The following is a 16,752-nucleotide window of genomic DNA, read 5'->3' on the forward strand; positions in this document are numbered from 1 at the left end:
CGCTGCGATCGATAGGCTCGAACCCATGGCCAGCGTCCTCGAGCTCACTGACGTCTCGTTCGTCAGGAACGGCAATCGCATCCTCGACTCGATCTCGTGGACGGTCGACGAGACCGACCGCTGGGTGATCCTGGGGCCGAACGGCGCCGGCAAGTCGACGATCCTGCAGCTCGCCGCGGCGACCACGCACCCCACCTCCGGCACCGTCGAGGTGCTGGGGGAGCGGGTCGGGAAGGTCGACGTCTTCGAGCTGCGCACGCGCATCGGCCTCGCCGCGACCGGCCTGGCACGACGCATCCCCGCGCACGAGCGCGTCGGCGACGTCGTGCTCACCGCCGCCTATGCCGTCACCGGCCGCTGGCGCGAGCGCTATGAGTCCGCCGACCTCGAGCGGGCGGCAGAGGTGATGGATGCCTGGGACCTCACGCAGCTCTCCACGCGCAGCTTCGGCACGCTCTCCGACGGCGAGCGCAAGCGCGTGCAGATCGCCCGCGCCGTGATGACCGACCCCGAGCTCATGCTGCTCGACGAGCCCGCCGGCAGCCTCGACCTCGGCGCGCGAGAGTCACTGCTCGAGTCGCTCGCCGACTACGCGTCGAGCGAGCTCGCTCCCGCCATCGTCATGGTGACCCACCACGTCGAGGAGATCCCGCCGGGCTTCACGCACGCGATGCTGCTCTCCGAGGGCAGGATCCAGGCCGCGGGGCCACTCGCAGAGGTGCTCACCGACGCGCACCTGACGGCGACCTTCGACGTGCCGCTGCATGTGGAGCAGGAGGCGGGCCGCTGGAGCGCCCGCGCTCGACGCTGACCGCACCCTGCACAGGCTCGCAGAGCACCCAGACCACCTGATACACTCGTCTGTCGGCCCGCACTGCTCGACCAGAGCAGCGGCCGTAGACTTCCGCGCCCGAGCGACCAAGGACTTGCTATGAAGACCGAGACCCACCCCGACTACCAGTCGATCGTGTTCCGCGACCTCGCCTCGGGCGAGACGTTCCTCACGCGTTCGACGCTGACGAGCGAGAAGACGATCGAGCTGGACGGCGAGACCTACCCGGTCATCGACGTCGAGATCTCGGCCGCCTCGCACCCGTTCTACACGGGCAAGCAGCGCATCATGGACTCGGCCGGCCGCGTCGAGAAGTTCAAGAACCGCTACAAGGGCTTCGGCGGCTGATCCAGCCCCACCCGTTCACAGAGAGGCGGGTTGTTGCAGCGGTGGCATGCCACGACTGCAACAACCCGCCTCTCTGCGTCTGCGCTTCGGCACGCTGTGGGCGCTGCGGAGGTCTATGAGCGCAGGGGCCAGCCGCGCCCGGCGTCGAACGACGGGTCGGTGCGGCGGCGGTAGGCCTCGAAGTCTGCGGCCTGCTCGTCTGCCCACGTGGCCGTGAGCTCGTGCAACGAGATCGGGTCGATGCGCAGCTCGGCGAACTTCGCGGCCATCGCCTGCGCCACCTTGCCCGCGGCGATCGCATCTGCGCTCGCGTCGTGCGCGTCGAGCAGCTCGACGCCATAGACCTCGGTCGCGACCGTGAGCGTGCGCTTGCCGCGACGGAACTTGTCGAGCCGCCGGTCGAGGATCATCGGGTCGATCACCGGCTTCACCACGAGCGCCTCGTGGCCGTGCCTGCGGCACTCGGCATCGAGCAGCGACACGTCGTAGGCGGCGTTGAACGCGCAGACCGCGAGCCCCTTCGCGAGGTGGCCGGCGAGCACGTCGCGGATCTCGACGACGGAGGCCGCTGCATCCGCCCCCTCCGCCTGCGCGCGCGCGTTCGTGATGCCGTGGATGGCGATCGAGCCCTCGGGGATCTCGATGCCGGGGTTCACGATCCAGGAGCGCTCCTCGATGACGCGACCGGAGGCATCCAGCACACCGATGTAGGCGGTGACGATGCGCGCCTCTGCCGGGTCGACGCCCGTGGTCTCGAGGTCGAACACGACCAGCCGATCGATCCAGCGATCGGGTGCCTCGGGGCTCACGGCCAGGATCGGGCGATGCAGCGGCTGCTGGATCTGCGGCTGCTGGGTCTGCGTCTCGGTCTCGGCCATGCCGCCACGCTAGCCGGGGCCACCCACGGCCGCCGGTAGGCTCGGCGAGTGCCAGTGGATGACCGCCCCGTGAGCTCGCCGTACAGCGTGCTGCTCGATGCCCTGCCGCAGCGCGAGCGCGAGCTGGTCGTCGACGGCGTCCGCACCGCGGTGTTCGAGTACGGGCCGGCGGACGCGCCGCCCATCGTCTTCGTGCACGGCTTCCGCGGCGACCACCACGGCCTCGAGCCGGTGGCCGCGCACCTGCCGGGCTTCCGGGTGATCGCACCCGACCTGCCCGGGTTCGGGTCGTCGGATGCGCTGCCGCACGCCACGATCGAGGCCTACGCGGCGTGGTTGCGCGCGTTCGTCGCCGCGGCAGCACCGGGCGCGGCAGTGCTCGGCCACTCCTTCGGCTCGATCGTCGTCGCGCATGCCGCAGCGCACGGCGCGGACGGCAGCGCGCCAGAGCCTGACGGCCTCGGCGCCTCCCGCATCGTGCTGGTGAATCCGATCGCGACGCCCGCGCTCGCCGGGGCGAACCGCTTCGGCTCGCTGCTCGCCCTTGGCTACTACCGCACCGCCGCGGCACTGCCGGAGCGCGCGGGTCTCGCCGTGCTGGGCGCACCGCCGATCGTGCGCGGCATGAGCGTGTTCATGGCGAAGACGCGCGACCCGCAGGTGCTGCGATGGATCCACGACCAGCACGACCGCTACTTCTCGCGCTACGCATCGCGGCAGGCAGTGCTCGAGGCGTTCGACGCCTCGATCCGCCACACCGTCGGCGAGGTCGCCGCACGCGTCGCGCAGCCGGTGCAGCTCATCGCCGCGGACCGCGACGACATCACGCCGCTCGCGCACCAGCACCGGCTGCGCACGCTGTTCCCCGACGCCCGGCTGTCGGTCCTCACCGGCGTCGGGCACCTGGTGCACTACGAGCAGCCGCGCGAGGCCGCGCGCATCATCCGGCGCTTCCTCGCGGAGCCGGCCGCCACCGCGAACGCCGAGCAGTAGCGTGCGCGTCCTCTTCGACTGCCGCTACGTGCGCTTCCCGCGCCACGACGGCATCTCGCGGTTCTCGGCAGAGCTCGTCGCCGGCCTCGCGCGCGACCACGAGGTGACGCTGCTCGTGAGCGACGAGCGCCAGCTCGCCATGCTGCCGGCGCTGCCGCACGTGCTCGGGCCATCTCCCACCGGCGTGCTCGAGCCGCTCACCGCCTGGCGACTGCGCAGGGTGCCGGCAGACGTGGCCTACTCGCCGATGCAGACGATCGGATCGGCTCGCCGCGCCTGGCCGCTCGTGACGACCGTGCACGACCTCATCTACTACCGCCACCCGACGCCGCCGCGCGATCTTCCCGCGGCCGTGCGCGCGCTCTGGCGGCTCTACCACCTCTCGTTCGCGCCGCAGCGGCTGCTGCTGGGCGCCGTCGACGGCGTCGTCACGATCTCCGAGACCACGCGCGGCCTCATGACGCAGCACCGCCTGACGCGCAAGCCCGTCGCGATCGTGCCGAACGCGGCTGCCTCAGAGACCGCCGGGCCGTTCGGCGAGCCCGTCACCCACACCTCGCCGCCCACCAAGCGGCTCGTCTACATGGGCTCGTTCATGCCCTACAAGGATGTCGAGACGCTCATCCGTGCCGCCGCCCTGCTGCCCGGGCACGAGCTGCACCTGTGCAGCCGCATCGACCCCGCCAGCCGCAGCCGCCTCGCCGCGCTGGCGACAGGCGCATCCCTCGTCTTCCATGACGGCGTCTCCGACGAGGAGTACGCCGAGCTGCTGCGCAGCGCGACCGCCCTCGTGCACGCCTCGCACGAAGAGGGCTTCGGCATTCCGCTGCTCGAGGCGATGAGCCTCGGCGTGCCGGTGGTGGTGGCAGACACGGCGATCTTCCGCGAGGTCGGGGGCGATGCGGCGGTGTACTTCCCGGTGGGAGATGCGGATGCGCTGGCGCACGCCGTGCGCGCGCTCGAGGGGGAATGGGAGACCCGCTCGCGCGCCTCGCTGCAGCAGTCGGCCCGCTTCAGCTGGCGCGACTCGGCCGAGCGCCTCGGCGCCTTCCTGGCGGAGATCGTCGCGACGGCGCAGCGGGCTTCGTGACGCGTGCGCCTCCGGCGCGCGCTCCTCAGCCTTGATGCCTCCGGGCTCAACGCGCTGCGCGCATTGAGCCCTCCGGCATCAAAACGGTGCGACGAGCGCGTCCGCGATCGTCGTCAGCGTCTCGCTCGTGCCGCCCTCGACGCGCACGGCGGCCCTGCCATCCCACTTCGTCTCGCCGCGGTTCACGATCACGATCGGCACGCTCGCGCGGCGCGCCACCTCGAGCAGCCGCGTGCCGGAGTTCACGATCAGCGAGGATCCCGCGACCAGCACCACCTCGCCGGCCGCGATCACGTCGCGGGCCGCGGCGAACACCGCCGGCGGCACGATCTCGCCGAAGAACACCACGTCGGGCTTCAGCATCCCGCCGCACACGGGGCACGGCGGCACCAGGAAGTCCTGCGAGGCATCGATCTCGACATCGCCGTCGGGCTGCAGCCGCACCTGCTCCGGCACCACGATCCACGGGTTCAGCAGCTCGATCTCGGCGGCGATCCGCTCGCGGTCGTACGTGCGGCCGCAGTCGAGGCACGAGACCGTGTGCATGCGGCCGTGCACGTGCACGACCTCGTGCGACCCGGCGCGCTCGTGCAGGTCGTCGACGTTCTGCGTCGCGATCCCGGTCACGAGCCCCGCCTCCTCGAGCCGTGCGAGCGCACGGTGCCCGTCGTTCGGATGCACCGAGGTGAAGCGCCGCCACCCCAGATGGCTGCCCGCCCAGTAGCGGCGTCTGGCATCGGCGCTCGAGCGGAAGGTGTCGAACACCATCGGCGTGCGGCGCGGCGCACCCTCGCCGCGGTAGTCAGGGATGCCGGAGTCGGTCGAGATGCCGGCGCCGGTCAGCACCGCGATCCGGCGGCCCCTGAGGAGGTCGATCGCTGTGTCGAGCACGCTCTCAAGCCTAGTGCGCCGCTACGCTCGAGACGCCGGGGGAGCGAGGGGAGCGGTTGTGCAGATCATCCGCATCGACACGCTCGACGATGCTCGGCTCGATGACTACGTCGCGCTCACCGATGTGGCGCTGCGCCGCCGCACGGAGCCCGAGCGCGGCCTCTACATCGCCGAGTCCCAGACGGTGCTCGAGCGCGCGCTTCGTGCCGGCCATCGGCCGCGCTCGGTGCTCGTCGCGCCGCGCTGGCTGCCGCAGGTGGAGCAGATCCTGGGCGAGTCCGCCGCTGCAGCGGACACCCCGATCTTCGTCGGCGAAGAGCCCGTGCTCGAGCAGCTCACCGGCTTCCACCTGCACAGGGGCGCGCTCGCCGCGATGCAGCGGCCCGAGCTGCCGGATGCCTCGGCCCTGCTCGCGCACGCACGTCGCGTCGTCGTGCTCGACGGGCTCGTCGACCACACGAACGTCGGCGCCGCCTTCCGCTCGGTCGCGGGCATCGGTGCCGATGCGGTGCTCGTCACCCAGACCTGCGCGGATCCGCTCTATCGTCGCAGCGTGCGCGTCTCGATGGGCACGGTGCTGCAGGTGCCGTGGACCCGGATCGAATCGCTCGAGGCGGCGGTGCCGGTGTTCCGCGAGGCGGGCTTCGAGACCGTGGCGATGGCGCTGCACGAGGATGCGGTGACGCTCGACGAGTACGCCGCGGCGCCCGCAGAGCGCGTCGCGCTCGTCTTCGGCTCCGAGGGGCCGGGCCTCACCGCCCGCGCCATCGCTGCCGCCGACCGCGTCGTCAGGATCCCCATGCACCACGGCGTCGACTCGCTGAACGTCGCCGCCTCTGCCGCCGTCGCGATGTGGGCGCTGCGAGGAGCCGCATGACCGTCACCCCCTCCAGCCAGCGCGCCAGCAGGCCGCATCCGCTCGTCACCCTGCTGCGGGCGACCGTCGTGCTGGCGCTCATCGCGGCGGTGGTCGCCGGCGCAGCCGTGCTGTTCGCGCCGACGCCCTCCGTCGCGGCGAGTCGGCTCGAGCCGGCGCTGCCCGCGCTGCCCGCGGCAGCGGTCGAGTGGCCCGAGGAGGCGCGCGCCGCGGGCTACGGGGTCGTCGGGCTCGACGGGCAGGCGGATGCGTGGGAGGCCTGGGGGAGCGAGGGCGCGCACCCGATGGCGAGCGTCACGAAGCTCGCCACCGTGCTCATCGTGCTCGCCGAGCATCCCATCGAGGGCGATGCTCGGGGAGCGCTCATCACGCTCGACGGCGATGACGTGACCGCCCTCGGCTACGCGATCAGCCAGAACGCACCCGTCGCGCCCGTCTTCGACGGCATGCAGGTCTACCAGCGCGACCTCATCGAGTGGGCGCTGGTCGACTCTGCCGGCAACGCGGCCTGGTCGCTCGCGAACTGGGCATTCGGCAGCATGGAGGGCTTCGATGCGGCGTCCGCCGCCTGGACGGCGGAGCACGGCTTCGACCAGACCGTGCTGCGCGATCCGGTCGGGCTCGACGCCGGCAGCGTCTCGAGCGCTGCCGACCTCACCCGCATCGCGCTGCAGGCGGTCGAGCACCCGGTGGTGCTCTCGACGATCCAGCTCGAGTCGGTGCAGATCCCCGGCATCGGCTACGCGCCCAACACCAACCGCATCCTCGGTCAGCACGACATCGACGGCGGCAAGACCGGCACGCTGCGGGTGTGGGGCCGCAACCTCTTCGTCACCGCGGTGCGCGAGATCGACGGCGTGGAGCGCCGCATCGTCGGCGTCGTCATGGGCACGATCGCCGCGGACGAGACCGACGCGGCCATGATCGGGCTGATCGAGAGCGTCTGGCCGAACTTCGCGACGCGCACGATCGTGCCGGCGGGCACCGCCGTCGCCGAGTACACGGCGCCCTGGGGAGAGACGGTGCGGGCGGTCACCGACGCCGACCTCGACGCGCACGTCTTCGGGGACGGCGCGCCGTCGTTGGAGTCCACCGCCCGCAGCGTGTCCGCCGGCACCCCGGTCGTCGACGTCGGCGAGGCGGGGCTCTCCACAGGCGGCGACCCCGTCACGGTGCGGATGACCGGCAGTCTCGCCGCACCCGACCCGTGGTGGCGCCTCACGCATCCGGCCACCGCCATCGGCTGGTACTTCGAGTAGCTCAGCCCTCGAGGTCGTGGTGGTGCGTCGGCAGCACCGGGCCGGCCTCTGGCCGCTTCGGCGAGATCGTGTCGCCGGAGGACTGCCCGCGCAGCCGTCGCACGACCCAGGGGGCGAGGTGCTCGCGCGCCCAGTGCAGATCCTGCATGCGCAGCTGCTGCCAGGTGCGCGCGGGCAGCGGCTCGGGCTCCTCGGCGGTGAGGTCGTGGTGCACGCCGAGCGCGTCGAGCACGAGCATCGCGATGGCGTGGTGGCCGTAGTGCGAGAAGTGCAGGCGATCCGGCGCCCACATCTGCGGCTGCTGCAGGTGCCTGGCCGACCACATGTCGGCCATGATCGCGCCGTGCTTCGCCGCGACGCCGAAGAGGTTGGAGTTGTAGATGCCGACCTTGCCTCGGATCGAGCGCAGCACCGGCGTCATGGCGACGTCGGGGCCGTTGAAGAGCACCACGTCAGCACCGCCGGCTCGCAGCCTGCCGACGATCACATCGAGCCGTGCGGCGAGCGCGTCGGGGTCACCACCCGGGCGGATGAGGTCGTTGCCGCCCGCCGAGATCGTGACGAGGTCGGGCTCGAGGGCGAGCGCGGGCTCGAGCTGCTCGGCCTCGATCTGGCCCAGCAGCCGGCCGCGGATCGCGAGGTTCGCATACTGGAAGTCGGGGCGCGAGGCGGCGAGCTCCTCGGCGACGCGGTCGGCCCAGCCGCGCACGCCGTTGGGCAGGTCGGGCTCCTCGTCGCCGATGCCCTCGGTGAAGCTGTCGCCGAGGGCGACGTAGCGCGTGTAGGGATGCTCCATGCCCGGGTGCTGCATGCCTCCATCCTGCACTGCCCCGGCTGGATGTCGGCGGCGCGTGGGACGATGGATCCGTGAGCAAGCAGGACGGCTCGAACCGCTTGGTCTCGGGCCCGGAGGTCGACGACACGACCGCCTCGATCCTGCACGTCGACCTCGATGCCTTCTTCGCATCCGCCTCCCTGCTGGCGCGGCCGGATCTGGCCGGCAAGCCGGTCGTGATCGGCCATGACTCCTCCCGATCGGTCGTCACCGCCGCCACCTACGAGGCGCGCAAGTACGGCGTGCATTCGGCGATGCCGATGGCTCGGGCGATGCGGCTGTGCCCCAACGCGATCATCCTGGATCCCGACTTCCCGCTCTACTCCCGCTTGTCGAAGCAGGTGATGGGCCTCCTCGACGACACCTCGCCGGATGTCGAGCGGCTCGGCATCGACGAGGCCTTCGTCGGCATCGCTGGCCTGCGGAGGCTCGCGGGCGGCGCGAACCGCATCGGGCCGGAGCTGCGCGCGCGCATCACGGCTGAGACAGGCCTGGTCGCGTCGATCGGTGCCGCGAGCACGAAGTACGTCGCGAAGCTCGCCTCCTCGCGGGCCAAGCCCGATGGGCTCCTCGTGGTCCCCGACGATCAGGTGATCCCGTTCCTGCATCCGCAGCCGGTCTCGGCGCTGTGGGGCGTCGGGCCCGCCCAGCAGGAGCGGCTCGCGCGCTACGGCCTGCACACGATCGGCGATGTCGCCAACACCGCGCCGGATCGCCTGCGCTCCTGGTTCGGGGATGCGACCGGCCGGCATCTCGCCGACCTCTCGTGGGGGCGCGATCCGCGCGCGGTCGAGGAGCGCGAGCACGAGAAGTCCTTCGGGCACAACCACACCTTCTTCCGCGACGTCACCGACCCCGTCGAGCAGCAGGGCGAGATCCTGCGGCTCGCGACCGGCGTCGGCAGGCGGCTGCGGGATGCCGGGGTGCAGGCGCGCACGGTCACCATCACCGTGCGCTTCCATGACTTCAGGACGATCACGCGCTCACGCACGCTGCCGGAGGCGACCGACGTCACACGCGTCATCGTCGAGACGGCTTGGGCACTGCTCGAGCAGCTCGGGCAGCTGCCGCCCGTGCGGCTGCTGGGGGTGCGTGCGAGCTCGGTGCAGGGTGCCGCCGACCACGGGCTGCTGTGGGACGACACCGCGACGTGGGGGAGCGCAGAACGCGCGATGGATGCCGTGCACGACCGCTTCGGCGCCGCCACCGTGGTGCCGGCGAGCATGCTGCGGCGCGAGCGCAAGCGCGAGGACACCGGTCCCAGCGGCGGTGATTGAGCGGCGCGCGCGGGTCAGCGCCCGCGGCCGAGCCAGCGCTCGAGCGGGATCGAGCCATCCTGGTTCGGCGTCAGGATCCAGACGACCGCGTAGGCGGCCCAGCCGATGCCGGGGAGCGCGAACAGCAGCAGCATGAGCACTCGCACGAGCCAGACGTTGGCGTTGAGCTTGCCTGCGATGCCGCCGCAGATGCCTGCGAACAGGCGGTCGGGGCCGCGGCGGAAGCCGCTCGAGCGGATGGAGCTGAAGAACGACATGTCGGCAATCTACCGCCGTTCGCACGGCACCACCTGGGGGATGTCCGGAAACGGGAAGAGGCCCGGAGCGAATGCTCCGGGCCTCTCACTGTGCGCGAGGGGGGACTTGAACCCCCACGCCCTAATACGGGCACTAGCACCTCAAGCTAGCGCGTCTGCCATTTCCGCCACCCGCGCAAGGTGTCGAATCCACGAGGTGGACCAAGAGAAGACTTTAGCATGCGCGCGACAGTGCGACGCACCATCTGCCGGTCAGGCGACCGGTGCGTCGACCTGCATGACCAGCAGCGAGCTGCTGGCGGTGGCGACGACGCGACCCGCCGCATCCGTCACCTCACCCTCCGCGAAGACGACGCGGCGGCCCGGCTTGACGACCCGGCCGGTGCAGGTGAGCTCGTCGCCCGCTCGGACAGGGCGGAGGTAGTTGACCTTGAGCTCGATCGAGGTGTACCCGGTACCGGCGGGCAGCGTCGTCTGCGCTGCGCAGCCGAGCGCGGAGTCGAGCAGCGTGCAGACGAGGCCGCCGTGGATCGCGCCGATCGGATTCGCGTGCGACTCATCGGGCGTGCACCGGAACACCGCGCTGCCCACCTCGACCTCGCTGAGCGTGAACCCCATGCGGTCGGCGATCGGCGGCCCCGGCAGCCGGCCGTCGAGCATCGCGCGCAGGTAGTCGATGCCCGCCATGGTCGGCATGGCGGCGAGCCCGATCGAGGGGTCCTGCCAGGTGATGACGCTCGAGCGCTCAGACATGCGGCTCCTCCTGTGGGTGACGGCGTGTGCGCCCACGCTACCCATGGCCGCAGACCCAGCGCGGTCGACCCGGCTCGGTTCCGGGAAGCGACTAGCCTTGCCTGGTGACCGACCGATCGACCCCCACGAGCCTGACTCGCACCGCTGAGATCGCCCGCGACCTCATCCGCATCGACACCCAGAACTGGGGTGGCGGCCGTTCGAGCGGTGAGGCGGATGCGGCGGCCTACGTCGCCGCGGTGCTGGCCGCCATGGGGGTCGAGAGCCAGACCATCGAGTCGGAGCCCGGTCGCGCGAGCGTCATCGCCCGTGTCGAGGGGGAGGACCCCTCGCTGCCGCTGCTGGTCGTGCACGGCCACCTCGACGTCGTGCCCGCCGACGCATCCGAGTGGAGCGTCGACCCGTTCGCCGGCGAGATCCGGGACGGGCTGCTGTGGGGCCGCGGCGCGGTCGACATGAAGCAGATGGACGCGATGATCCTGGTCGCGCTCGAGCGCATCCTGGCGAGCGGCAGGAAGCCTCGCCGCGGCCTCGTGATCGCCTTCTTCGCCGACGAGGAGGCCGGCGGCATCTATGGCTCGCAGTTCCTCGTGCGCAACCATCCGGAGCTCTTCGCCGGCGCCACCGAGGCGATCAGCGAGGTGGGCGGCTACTCGATCGACATCGACGGTCAGCGCGCCTACCTGCTGCAGACCGCAGAGAAGGCGCTGCAGTGGATCCTGCTGCGCGCACGTGGCACCGCGGCGCACGGCTCGCAGCACATGCGCGACAACGCCGTCACGAAGCTCGCGCACGCCGTCGCTGCGGTGGGCGCACACGAGTTCCCGGTCGAGCTGACCGACACGACGCGCGGCCTCATCGCAGGCATCGCCGAGATCCTCGGCGTCGAGGTCGACGACCCGGATGCGGTGGCGGAGCGCACCGGCACGGTCGCGCGCTTCCTGCGCTCGAGCCTCCGCCACACCGCGAACCCGACGATGCTCGATGCCGGCTACAAGCACAACGTGATCCCCTCGGTCGCAGAGGCTCGCATCGACGTGCGGCCGCTGCCCGGCCGTGAGCGTGAGGCGATCGACGCGATCCGCGCGCTCGTCGGCGACGAGATCGAGGTCGAGCTGGTGCACGGCGACGTCGGCCTCGAGCAGCCCTTCGATGGCGAGCTCGTCACGGCGATGACCGCCGCGCTCGGCCGGCACGACCCGGGAGCGCCCGTGCTGCCCTACATGCTCTCCGGCGGCACCGACAACAAGGCGCTCTCGGAGCTCGGCATCGCCGGCTACGGCTTCGCCCCGCTCAAGCTCACGCCCGATCTCGACTTCGCGGCGATGTTCCACGGCGTCGACGAGCGCGTGCCGCTCGACGCCCTCGAGTTCGGCACCGACGTGCTCGAAGACCTGCTGCTGACCTACTGAGGACCCCGCACCACCATGGACTGGCTGATCGCGATCATCCTCGGAGCGCTCCAGGGCGCCACCGAGTTCCTGCCCATCTCCTCGAGCGCGCACCTGCGCATCGCCGGGCTGTTCCTGCCCGGCGCCGAGGATCCCGGCGCCACCTTCACGGCGATCACCCAGATCGGCACCGAGCTCGCGGTGGTGATCTTCTTCTGGAAGGACATCACCCGCATCATCGGGAAGTGGTTCCAGCAGTTCTCCGGCAAGGTCGCCAAGGACGACCCCGATGTGAAGATGGGCTGGCTCGTCATCATCGGCACCATCCCGATCGTGCTCGCCGGTGTGCTCTTCCAGGACCTCATCCGCGACCAGCTGCGCAGCCTCTGGATCACCGCGACCGTGCTCATCGTCTTCGGCGTGATCCTCGGCCTCGCCGACATGCTCGGCCGTCGGGTGCACACGCTCGAGACCACCACCTACCGCCACGGCCTGCTCATCGGCCTCGCGCAGGTGCTCTCGCTGATCCCGGGCGTCTCTCGCTCCGGTGCGACCGTGACGATGGGTCGCGCGCTGGGCTACGAGCGGCCGGCAGCCGCCAAGTACGCCTTCTTCCTGGCCGTGCCTGCCGTCTTCGGCGCAGGCATCTACGAGACGATCCAGGCTGTCGGCGAGCCCTCGGCGATCGGGCTCGGGTGGGGGCCGACGATCGTGGCAACGCTCGTCGCCTTCGTGGTCGGGCTCGCCGTCATCCGGTGGCTGATGGACTGGATCTCTCGCCGAAGCTTCCTGCCATTCGTCGTCTACCGCATCGTGCTCGGCGCCGTGCTGCTCATCGCGCTCAGCGCTGGCTGGATCGAGGCACTCTGATGGCGAGCGCTGTGCTGGGGACGCCGCTGTGAGGGCATGGCAGCGCGCCGAGGTCCCGACGCTCTCGTCCCTCGGCGAGGGCACCGGCGAGCGGCCGAGCGTGCACGACGTGCGCACCGACCGCCGCGTGGTGCTGCCGGCCGGGCCCACGGCATCCATGTACACCTGCGGCATCACCCCGTACGACGCGACGCACCTCGGGCACGCCTTCACCTACCTCGCGTTCGACACGCTCACGCGGGTCTGGCTCGACGCGGGCATCGAGGTGCACACGGCGATGAACTCGACCGACGTCGACGACCCGCTGCTCGAGCGCGCGGCGCGCGACGGCGTCGACTGGCGCGAGCTCGCCGAGCGGCAGCAGCAGCTGTTCCGCGGCGACATGGAGGCGCTGCGCATCCTGCCGCCGGATGCCTGGGTCGCCGTCACCGAGCGCATCGAGCCCATCGCGCAGGCCGTGCAGCGGCTGCTCGACTCCGGCGACGCCTACCTGCTCGAGGCGCCGGATGCCGCGGGGTCGGATGTGCTGTTCGACACCACCCGCGCACGCCAGTTCTCGGTCGGCGAGGGCAGTCGCACGGATGCGGCGCGGATGCTGGAGCTGACGCGCGAGTTCGGGGGAGAGCCGGACCGCCCCGGCAAGCGCTCGCCGCTCGACCCGGTGCTGTGGCGCGCTGAGCGCCCCGGAGAGCCGGCGTGGGAGTCACCGGTCGGTCGTGGCCGGCCAGGGTGGCATGTCGAGTGCACCGTCATCGCCATGGATGAGCTGGGAGTGCCGTTCACGGTCGCCGCAGGAGGCCGCGACCTGCGGTTCCCGCACCAGGAGATGCAGGGCCACCACGCGATCGCGCTGGGCGCGCCGCTGTTCAGCCTCGCGCGGCTCAACGCGGGCCTGGTCGCCTTCGACGGCGAGAAGATGTCGAAGTCGCTCGGCAACCTCGTGCTGGTCTCGAAGCTGCTCGCCGAGGGCGCGAGGCCCGCGGCGATCCGGCTCGCGCTGCTCGATCATCACTGGCGCGACGACTGGGAGTGGTTCCCGGGCGATCTGGAGGCCGCGGAGCAGCGCCTCGACCGCTGGCTCGCGTGGGCGCAGCTGCCCGACGACGACCCCTCGCTGGCCGAGTCGCTCGTGCCGTGGCTGCGCGTGACGCTGCACGACGACCTCAACACGCCGGCGGCGCTGCAGGCGGTGGATGCGTTCGCCCTGCGCGCGCCCGCCGACGAGGGCAGCCTCGCGGCGATCGACGCGCTGCTGGGCATCGACCTGCGCACCGTGCCGCGGCGCTGAGCCTCAGACGGGCGGGGCGTCCTCGTCGGGCGCGTCGTCGTCGGTGCGAGCGCTGCCCGGCTCGTCCTCGGCAGGAGGCTCTCCGGCGGTTCCGTCGGCTGGGCCATCCGCGCGCGGCCGATCCGTGCTCGTCGGCGCCGACGCGCTGCCCGCCTGTCGCTGCGTGCCGCCCTCGTTGCGCAGGAACCGCTCGAACTCGTGGGCGATCGCCTCGCCAGAGGCCTCTGGGCTCTCGACGGCGTCGCGCTGCTCCTCGAGCTTGCCGATGTAGGCGCGCATGTCGTCGTCGCGCTCGGTGATCTCGTCGATCCCGCGCTCCCACTCGCCCGCCTGCTCCGGCAGGTCGCCGAGCGGGATCGTGACATCGAGCATCTCCGAGAGCCGGTCGAGCAGGGCGACGATCGCCTTGGGAGCCGGGGCGTTGTGCACGTAGTGCGGCACCGAGGCCCACAGCGATGCGGTGTGGATGCCCGCCTCCTGGGCGAGCAGACCGAGCACGGTCATGATGCCGGTCGGGCCCTCGTACTCGCTCTGCAGCACGCCCAGGCGCGACTGCAGCGCACGGCTGTCGCTCGTGGTCGAGGTCGAGATGGGCCTGGTGTGCGGCACGTCGGCGAGCATCGCGCCGACGAAGACGATCGCATCGACCTCGCAGCCACGCGCGATCTCGAGGAACTCAGCCGCGAAGGCCGTCCAGTTGCGGCTCGGCTCCGCGCCGACGAGCGCGAAGATCTCGCCGTCGTTGCCGGTCGAGACGTCAAGGCCGGCGTCGGCGGCGAGGGATGTCTTGCTGGAGAGCCGCGTCGGTGCGTAGGCGATCGTGGAGGGCCACTGCAGCGCCCGCACACCCTCCTCCAGGGTCGAGATGACCGGGCGGTGCATCGCGAAGTCGACGAACTCGTCGGGCTCGATCTCGTCGAACGCCTCGAGCTCACAGGCCTCGATCAGCCGCTTCACCGCTCCGCTCGCAGCGTCGCCTGCATCCGTCCAGCCTTCGAAGGCGACGACCATGATGCGGCCTTCGATGGGTCCTCGTGCCACGCGTGGCACCTCCTCACGTCGAACGTCCACCTTACGCCGCCGCCCCGACCGTCGGGCCGCCCGTCCCGCCAGCCCTCGCTAGGCTTGCTCAGTGACTTCGCCTGCTCTCGACGCCGTGCTGTTCGACATGGACGGCACCCTCATCGACACCGAACCGCAGTGGATGGCCGCCGAGGCCAGGCTGGCCGCCGACCACGGCATCCCGTGGGGCGCCGACGAGGCAGAGGCGCTCGTCGGCGTCGACCTCTGGGACGGCGCGCGCAGCTTCATCGCCAAGGGCGTCCCGATGGACGAGGACGCGATCGTGGCGCGGCTGGTGGGCGAGGTGCTGCGCAGCATCGGCGACGTGCTGCCCATGCGCCCCGGCGCCCTGGAGCTGCTCCGCGAGCTGCTCGATGCCGGCGTGCCGATCGCGCTCGTCACCATGTCGACGCGCGAGATCGTCGACCGCGTCGAGGCGGCGCTCACCGCGCAGCTCGGCCGCCCGCCGTTCGTCGCCACGGTCGCGGGCGACGAGTGCGAGCAGGGCAAGCCGCATCCGGAGCCGTACCTGCGGGGCCTGGCCCTGCTGGGCGTCGAGGCGGCGCGCTCGGTCGCGATCGAGGACTCCATCACCGGTGCGCGCAGCGCGCTGGCGGCGGGCATGACGACGATCGGGGTGCCGCACGCGGTGGACGTGTCGCAGGTGCCCGGCATCACCCACTGGCCGACGCTGTCGGGCCGCACCGCCGCCGATCTGGCCGCCGCGATCCCGCAGGTCCTCAGCGCCCAGGCCGCCAGCACGCAGGAGCACACCGCATGATGGGCAGGACGGGTCCGTTCCAGTGGGGCGACATCGTGCAGATCACCGGGCCGAAGCAGAAGCTCTACACGATCGTCCTCACCGAGGGGAAGCAGTTCGGCACGCAGCGCGGCGCGATCCCGCACGCCGACTTCATCGGCCTGCTCGACGGCTCGCTCGTCACCGTGGGAGAGTCGGAGTACCTGGCGATCCGGCCGCTCCTGCACGACTACGTGATGTCGATGCCGCGGGGCGCCGCGATCATCTACCCGAAGGATGCAGCCCACATCATCGGCTTCGCCGACATCCACCCCGACCTCACCGTGGTGGAGGCGGGCGTCGGCTCCGGCGCGCTCTCGCTCTGGCTGCTGCGTGCCCTGCACGGCACCGGCAGGCTCGTCTCCTTCGAGCGCCGCGAGGAGTTCCGCGACGTCGCGGAGGCGAACGTCGCCGGCTTCTTCGGCGAGCGGCCCGCCAACTGGGAGACCGTGCTGGGCGACCTCGCGGAAGAGCTCGGGGAGCACGTGCCCGACGGCGAGGCCGACAGGGTGCTGCTCGACATGCTGGCGCCCTGGGAGTGCGTCGATGCCACCGCGGACGCGCTCCGACCCGGTGGCCTCGTGCTCTGCTACGTCGCGACGGTCACGCAGCTCTCGCGCACGGTCGAGGCCATCCGCGCAGACGGCCGCTTCACCGCGCCGAAGTCGACGGAGACCCTCGTGCGCGGCTGGCACGTCGAGGGCCTGGCCGTGCGCCCCGACCATCGCATGGTGGCGCACACCGGCTTCCTCCTGACTGCCAGGCGCATCGCGGACGGCGTCGAGCTGCCCTCGTTCCGGCGCCGCGCGGCGAAGGCCGAGTTCGCCGCAGCCGACGTCGAGGCGTGGACGCCCGGGGCGCTGGGAGACCGGGTGCCGAGCGAGAAGCGCGCCCGGCGCGCCCGTCGCGACGCACAGCGACAGGCGGGCGCGATCGCCAGTGGCGGACAACCTGCCAGCGCTGCCGCTGACACGACGCCGCCCGACGCGGCCGAATCGGCTCGCTGACCCCGACGCCGCCCTGCGCGGCTGAGACGGCCGCGCAGGTAGACT

Annotated in this window: 18 protein-coding genes and 1 tRNA gene; 12 read left to right on the top strand and 7 right to left on the bottom strand. The window is 71.7% G+C overall.

Going from position 1 to position 16,752, the window contains the following annotated elements; all coding sequences use genetic code 11:
* The first annotated feature begins 25 nt into the window (after positions 1 to 25).
* Both MKD51_RS09530 and MKD51_RS09535 read left to right on the top strand, forming a co-directional pair.
* Positions 26 to 811 (top strand): ABC transporter ATP-binding protein, encoded by a 786-nt coding sequence (locus MKD51_RS09530; RefSeq protein WP_240240069.1) that lies wholly within the window; start codon positions 26 to 28, stop codon positions 809 to 811.
* A gap of 120 nt (positions 812 to 931) precedes the next feature.
* Positions 932 to 1,180: a type B 50S ribosomal protein L31 gene (locus MKD51_RS09535; protein ID WP_240240070.1), complete on the top strand. Its 249-nt coding sequence runs from the start codon at positions 932 to 934 to the stop codon at positions 1,178 to 1,180.
* Positions 1,181 to 1,293: 113 nt separating this feature from the next.
* On the opposite strand, the gene MKD51_RS09540 is transcribed toward MKD51_RS09535, so the two are convergent.
* Positions 1,294 to 2,058 (bottom strand): exonuclease domain-containing protein, encoded by a 765-nt coding sequence (locus MKD51_RS09540; RefSeq protein WP_240240071.1) that lies wholly within the window; start codon positions 2,056 to 2,058, stop codon positions 1,294 to 1,296.
* A 48-nt stretch (positions 2,059 to 2,106) separates the two neighbouring features.
* On the opposite strand from MKD51_RS09540, the gene MKD51_RS09545 reads away from it, so the two are divergent.
* Both MKD51_RS09545 and MKD51_RS09550 read left to right on the top strand, forming a co-directional pair.
* Positions 2,107 to 3,051, top strand: coding sequence for an alpha/beta hydrolase (locus tag MKD51_RS09545; RefSeq protein ID WP_240240072.1), 945 nt, complete (start codon positions 2,107 to 2,109; stop codon positions 3,049 to 3,051).
* A gap of 1 nt (position 3,052) precedes the next feature.
* A complete protein-coding gene (locus tag MKD51_RS09550; protein WP_240240073.1) occupies positions 3,053 to 4,141 on the top strand; it encodes a glycosyltransferase family 1 protein in 1,089 nt (362 codons plus the stop codon).
* 78 nt (positions 4,142 to 4,219) lie between these two features.
* Here the strand turns inward: MKD51_RS09550 and MKD51_RS09555 are convergent, their stop codons facing one another.
* Positions 4,220 to 5,032, bottom strand: a complete 813-nt coding sequence (locus tag MKD51_RS09555) for a Sir2 family NAD-dependent protein deacetylase (protein ID WP_240240074.1) — start codon at positions 5,030 to 5,032, stop codon at positions 4,220 to 4,222.
* A 58-nt stretch (positions 5,033 to 5,090) separates the two neighbouring features.
* Here MKD51_RS09555 and MKD51_RS09560 point away from each other — a divergent pair, with 58 nt between their 5' ends.
* Together MKD51_RS09560 and MKD51_RS09565 are read left to right on the top strand one after the other, a co-directional pair.
* Positions 5,091 to 5,909 carry an RNA methyltransferase gene (locus MKD51_RS09560; RefSeq protein WP_240240075.1) on the top strand — a complete coding sequence of 273 codons (819 nt, stop codon included), beginning with the start codon at positions 5,091 to 5,093 and terminating at the stop codon, positions 5,907 to 5,909.
* On the top strand, positions 5,906 to 7,168 hold the full coding sequence (locus MKD51_RS09565) for a hypothetical protein (protein ID WP_240240076.1): 1,263 nt from the start codon (positions 5,906 to 5,908) through the stop codon (positions 7,166 to 7,168). Before MKD51_RS09560 ends, MKD51_RS09565 begins: the two co-directional genes overlap by 4 nt.
* 1 nt (position 7,169) lies before the next feature.
* Here the strand turns inward: MKD51_RS09565 and MKD51_RS09570 are convergent, their stop codons facing one another.
* Complete coding sequence (locus MKD51_RS09570) at positions 7,170 to 7,979, bottom strand: SGNH/GDSL hydrolase family protein (RefSeq protein WP_240240077.1); 810 nt, start codon at positions 7,977 to 7,979, stop codon at positions 7,170 to 7,172.
* A 56-nt stretch (positions 7,980 to 8,035) separates the two neighbouring features.
* Here MKD51_RS09570 and dinB point away from each other — a divergent pair, with 56 nt between their 5' ends.
* Positions 8,036 to 9,280: a DNA polymerase IV gene (dinB, locus tag MKD51_RS09575; RefSeq protein WP_240240078.1), complete on the top strand. Its 1,245-nt coding sequence runs from the start codon at positions 8,036 to 8,038 to the stop codon at positions 9,278 to 9,280.
* A 14-nt stretch (positions 9,281 to 9,294) separates the two neighbouring features.
* On the opposite strand, the gene MKD51_RS09580 is transcribed toward dinB, so the two are convergent.
* From MKD51_RS09580 to MKD51_RS09590, 3 genes are all read right to left on the bottom strand, one after another.
* On the bottom strand, positions 9,295 to 9,537 hold the full coding sequence (locus tag MKD51_RS09580; protein WP_240240079.1) for a PspC domain-containing protein: 243 nt from the start codon (positions 9,535 to 9,537) through the stop codon (positions 9,295 to 9,297).
* A 91-nt stretch (positions 9,538 to 9,628) separates the two neighbouring features.
* A tRNA-Leu gene (locus tag MKD51_RS09585) sits at positions 9,629 to 9,714 on the bottom strand.
* 75 nt (positions 9,715 to 9,789) lie between these two features.
* Positions 9,790 to 10,290 carry a PaaI family thioesterase gene (locus MKD51_RS09590; protein WP_240240080.1) on the bottom strand — a complete coding sequence of 167 codons (501 nt, stop codon included), beginning with the start codon at positions 10,288 to 10,290 and terminating at the stop codon, positions 9,790 to 9,792.
* Between the two features lie 104 nt (positions 10,291 to 10,394).
* On the opposite strand from MKD51_RS09590, the gene MKD51_RS09595 reads away from it, so the two are divergent.
* The 3 genes from MKD51_RS09595 to MKD51_RS09605 are packed head-to-tail and all read left to right on the top strand — an operon-like array spanning position 10,395 to position 13,839.
* Positions 10,395 to 11,702 carry a M20/M25/M40 family metallo-hydrolase gene (locus tag MKD51_RS09595; protein ID WP_240240081.1) on the top strand — a complete coding sequence of 436 codons (1,308 nt, stop codon included), beginning with the start codon at positions 10,395 to 10,397 and terminating at the stop codon, positions 11,700 to 11,702.
* A gap of 15 nt (positions 11,703 to 11,717) precedes the next feature.
* Positions 11,718 to 12,551, top strand: coding sequence for an undecaprenyl-diphosphate phosphatase (locus MKD51_RS09600; RefSeq protein WP_240240082.1), 834 nt, complete (start codon positions 11,718 to 11,720; stop codon positions 12,549 to 12,551).
* A 28-nt stretch (positions 12,552 to 12,579) separates the two neighbouring features.
* The gene (locus MKD51_RS09605) at positions 12,580 to 13,839 is read left to right on the top strand and encodes a cysteine--1-D-myo-inosityl 2-amino-2-deoxy-alpha-D-glucopyranoside ligase (RefSeq protein WP_240240083.1); all 1,260 of its coding nucleotides are present in this window, start codon (positions 12,580 to 12,582) and stop codon (positions 13,837 to 13,839) included.
* A 3-nt stretch (positions 13,840 to 13,842) separates the two neighbouring features.
* On the opposite strand, the gene MKD51_RS09610 is transcribed toward MKD51_RS09605, so the two are convergent.
* Complete coding sequence (locus MKD51_RS09610; RefSeq protein WP_240240084.1) at positions 13,843 to 14,880, bottom strand: PAC2 family protein; 1,038 nt, start codon at positions 14,878 to 14,880, stop codon at positions 13,843 to 13,845.
* Between the two features lie 91 nt (positions 14,881 to 14,971).
* Here MKD51_RS09610 and MKD51_RS09615 point away from each other — a divergent pair, with 91 nt between their 5' ends.
* Together MKD51_RS09615 and MKD51_RS09620 are read left to right on the top strand one after the other, a co-directional pair.
* The gene (locus tag MKD51_RS09615; protein WP_240240085.1) at positions 14,972 to 15,682 is read left to right on the top strand and encodes an HAD family phosphatase; all 711 of its coding nucleotides are present in this window, start codon (positions 14,972 to 14,974) and stop codon (positions 15,680 to 15,682) included.
* Positions 15,682 to 16,707 carry a tRNA (adenine-N1)-methyltransferase gene (locus tag MKD51_RS09620; protein ID WP_240240917.1) on the top strand — a complete coding sequence of 342 codons (1,026 nt, stop codon included), beginning with the start codon at positions 15,682 to 15,684 and terminating at the stop codon, positions 16,705 to 16,707. The genes MKD51_RS09615 and MKD51_RS09620 overlap by 1 nt, the downstream gene beginning before the upstream one ends.
* Positions 16,708 to 16,752 lie beyond the last annotated feature (45 nt).

The sequence above is a fragment of the Agrococcus sp. ARC_14 genome (assembly GCF_022436485.1).
GTDB lineage: Bacteria > Actinomycetota > Actinomycetes > Actinomycetales > Microbacteriaceae > Agrococcus.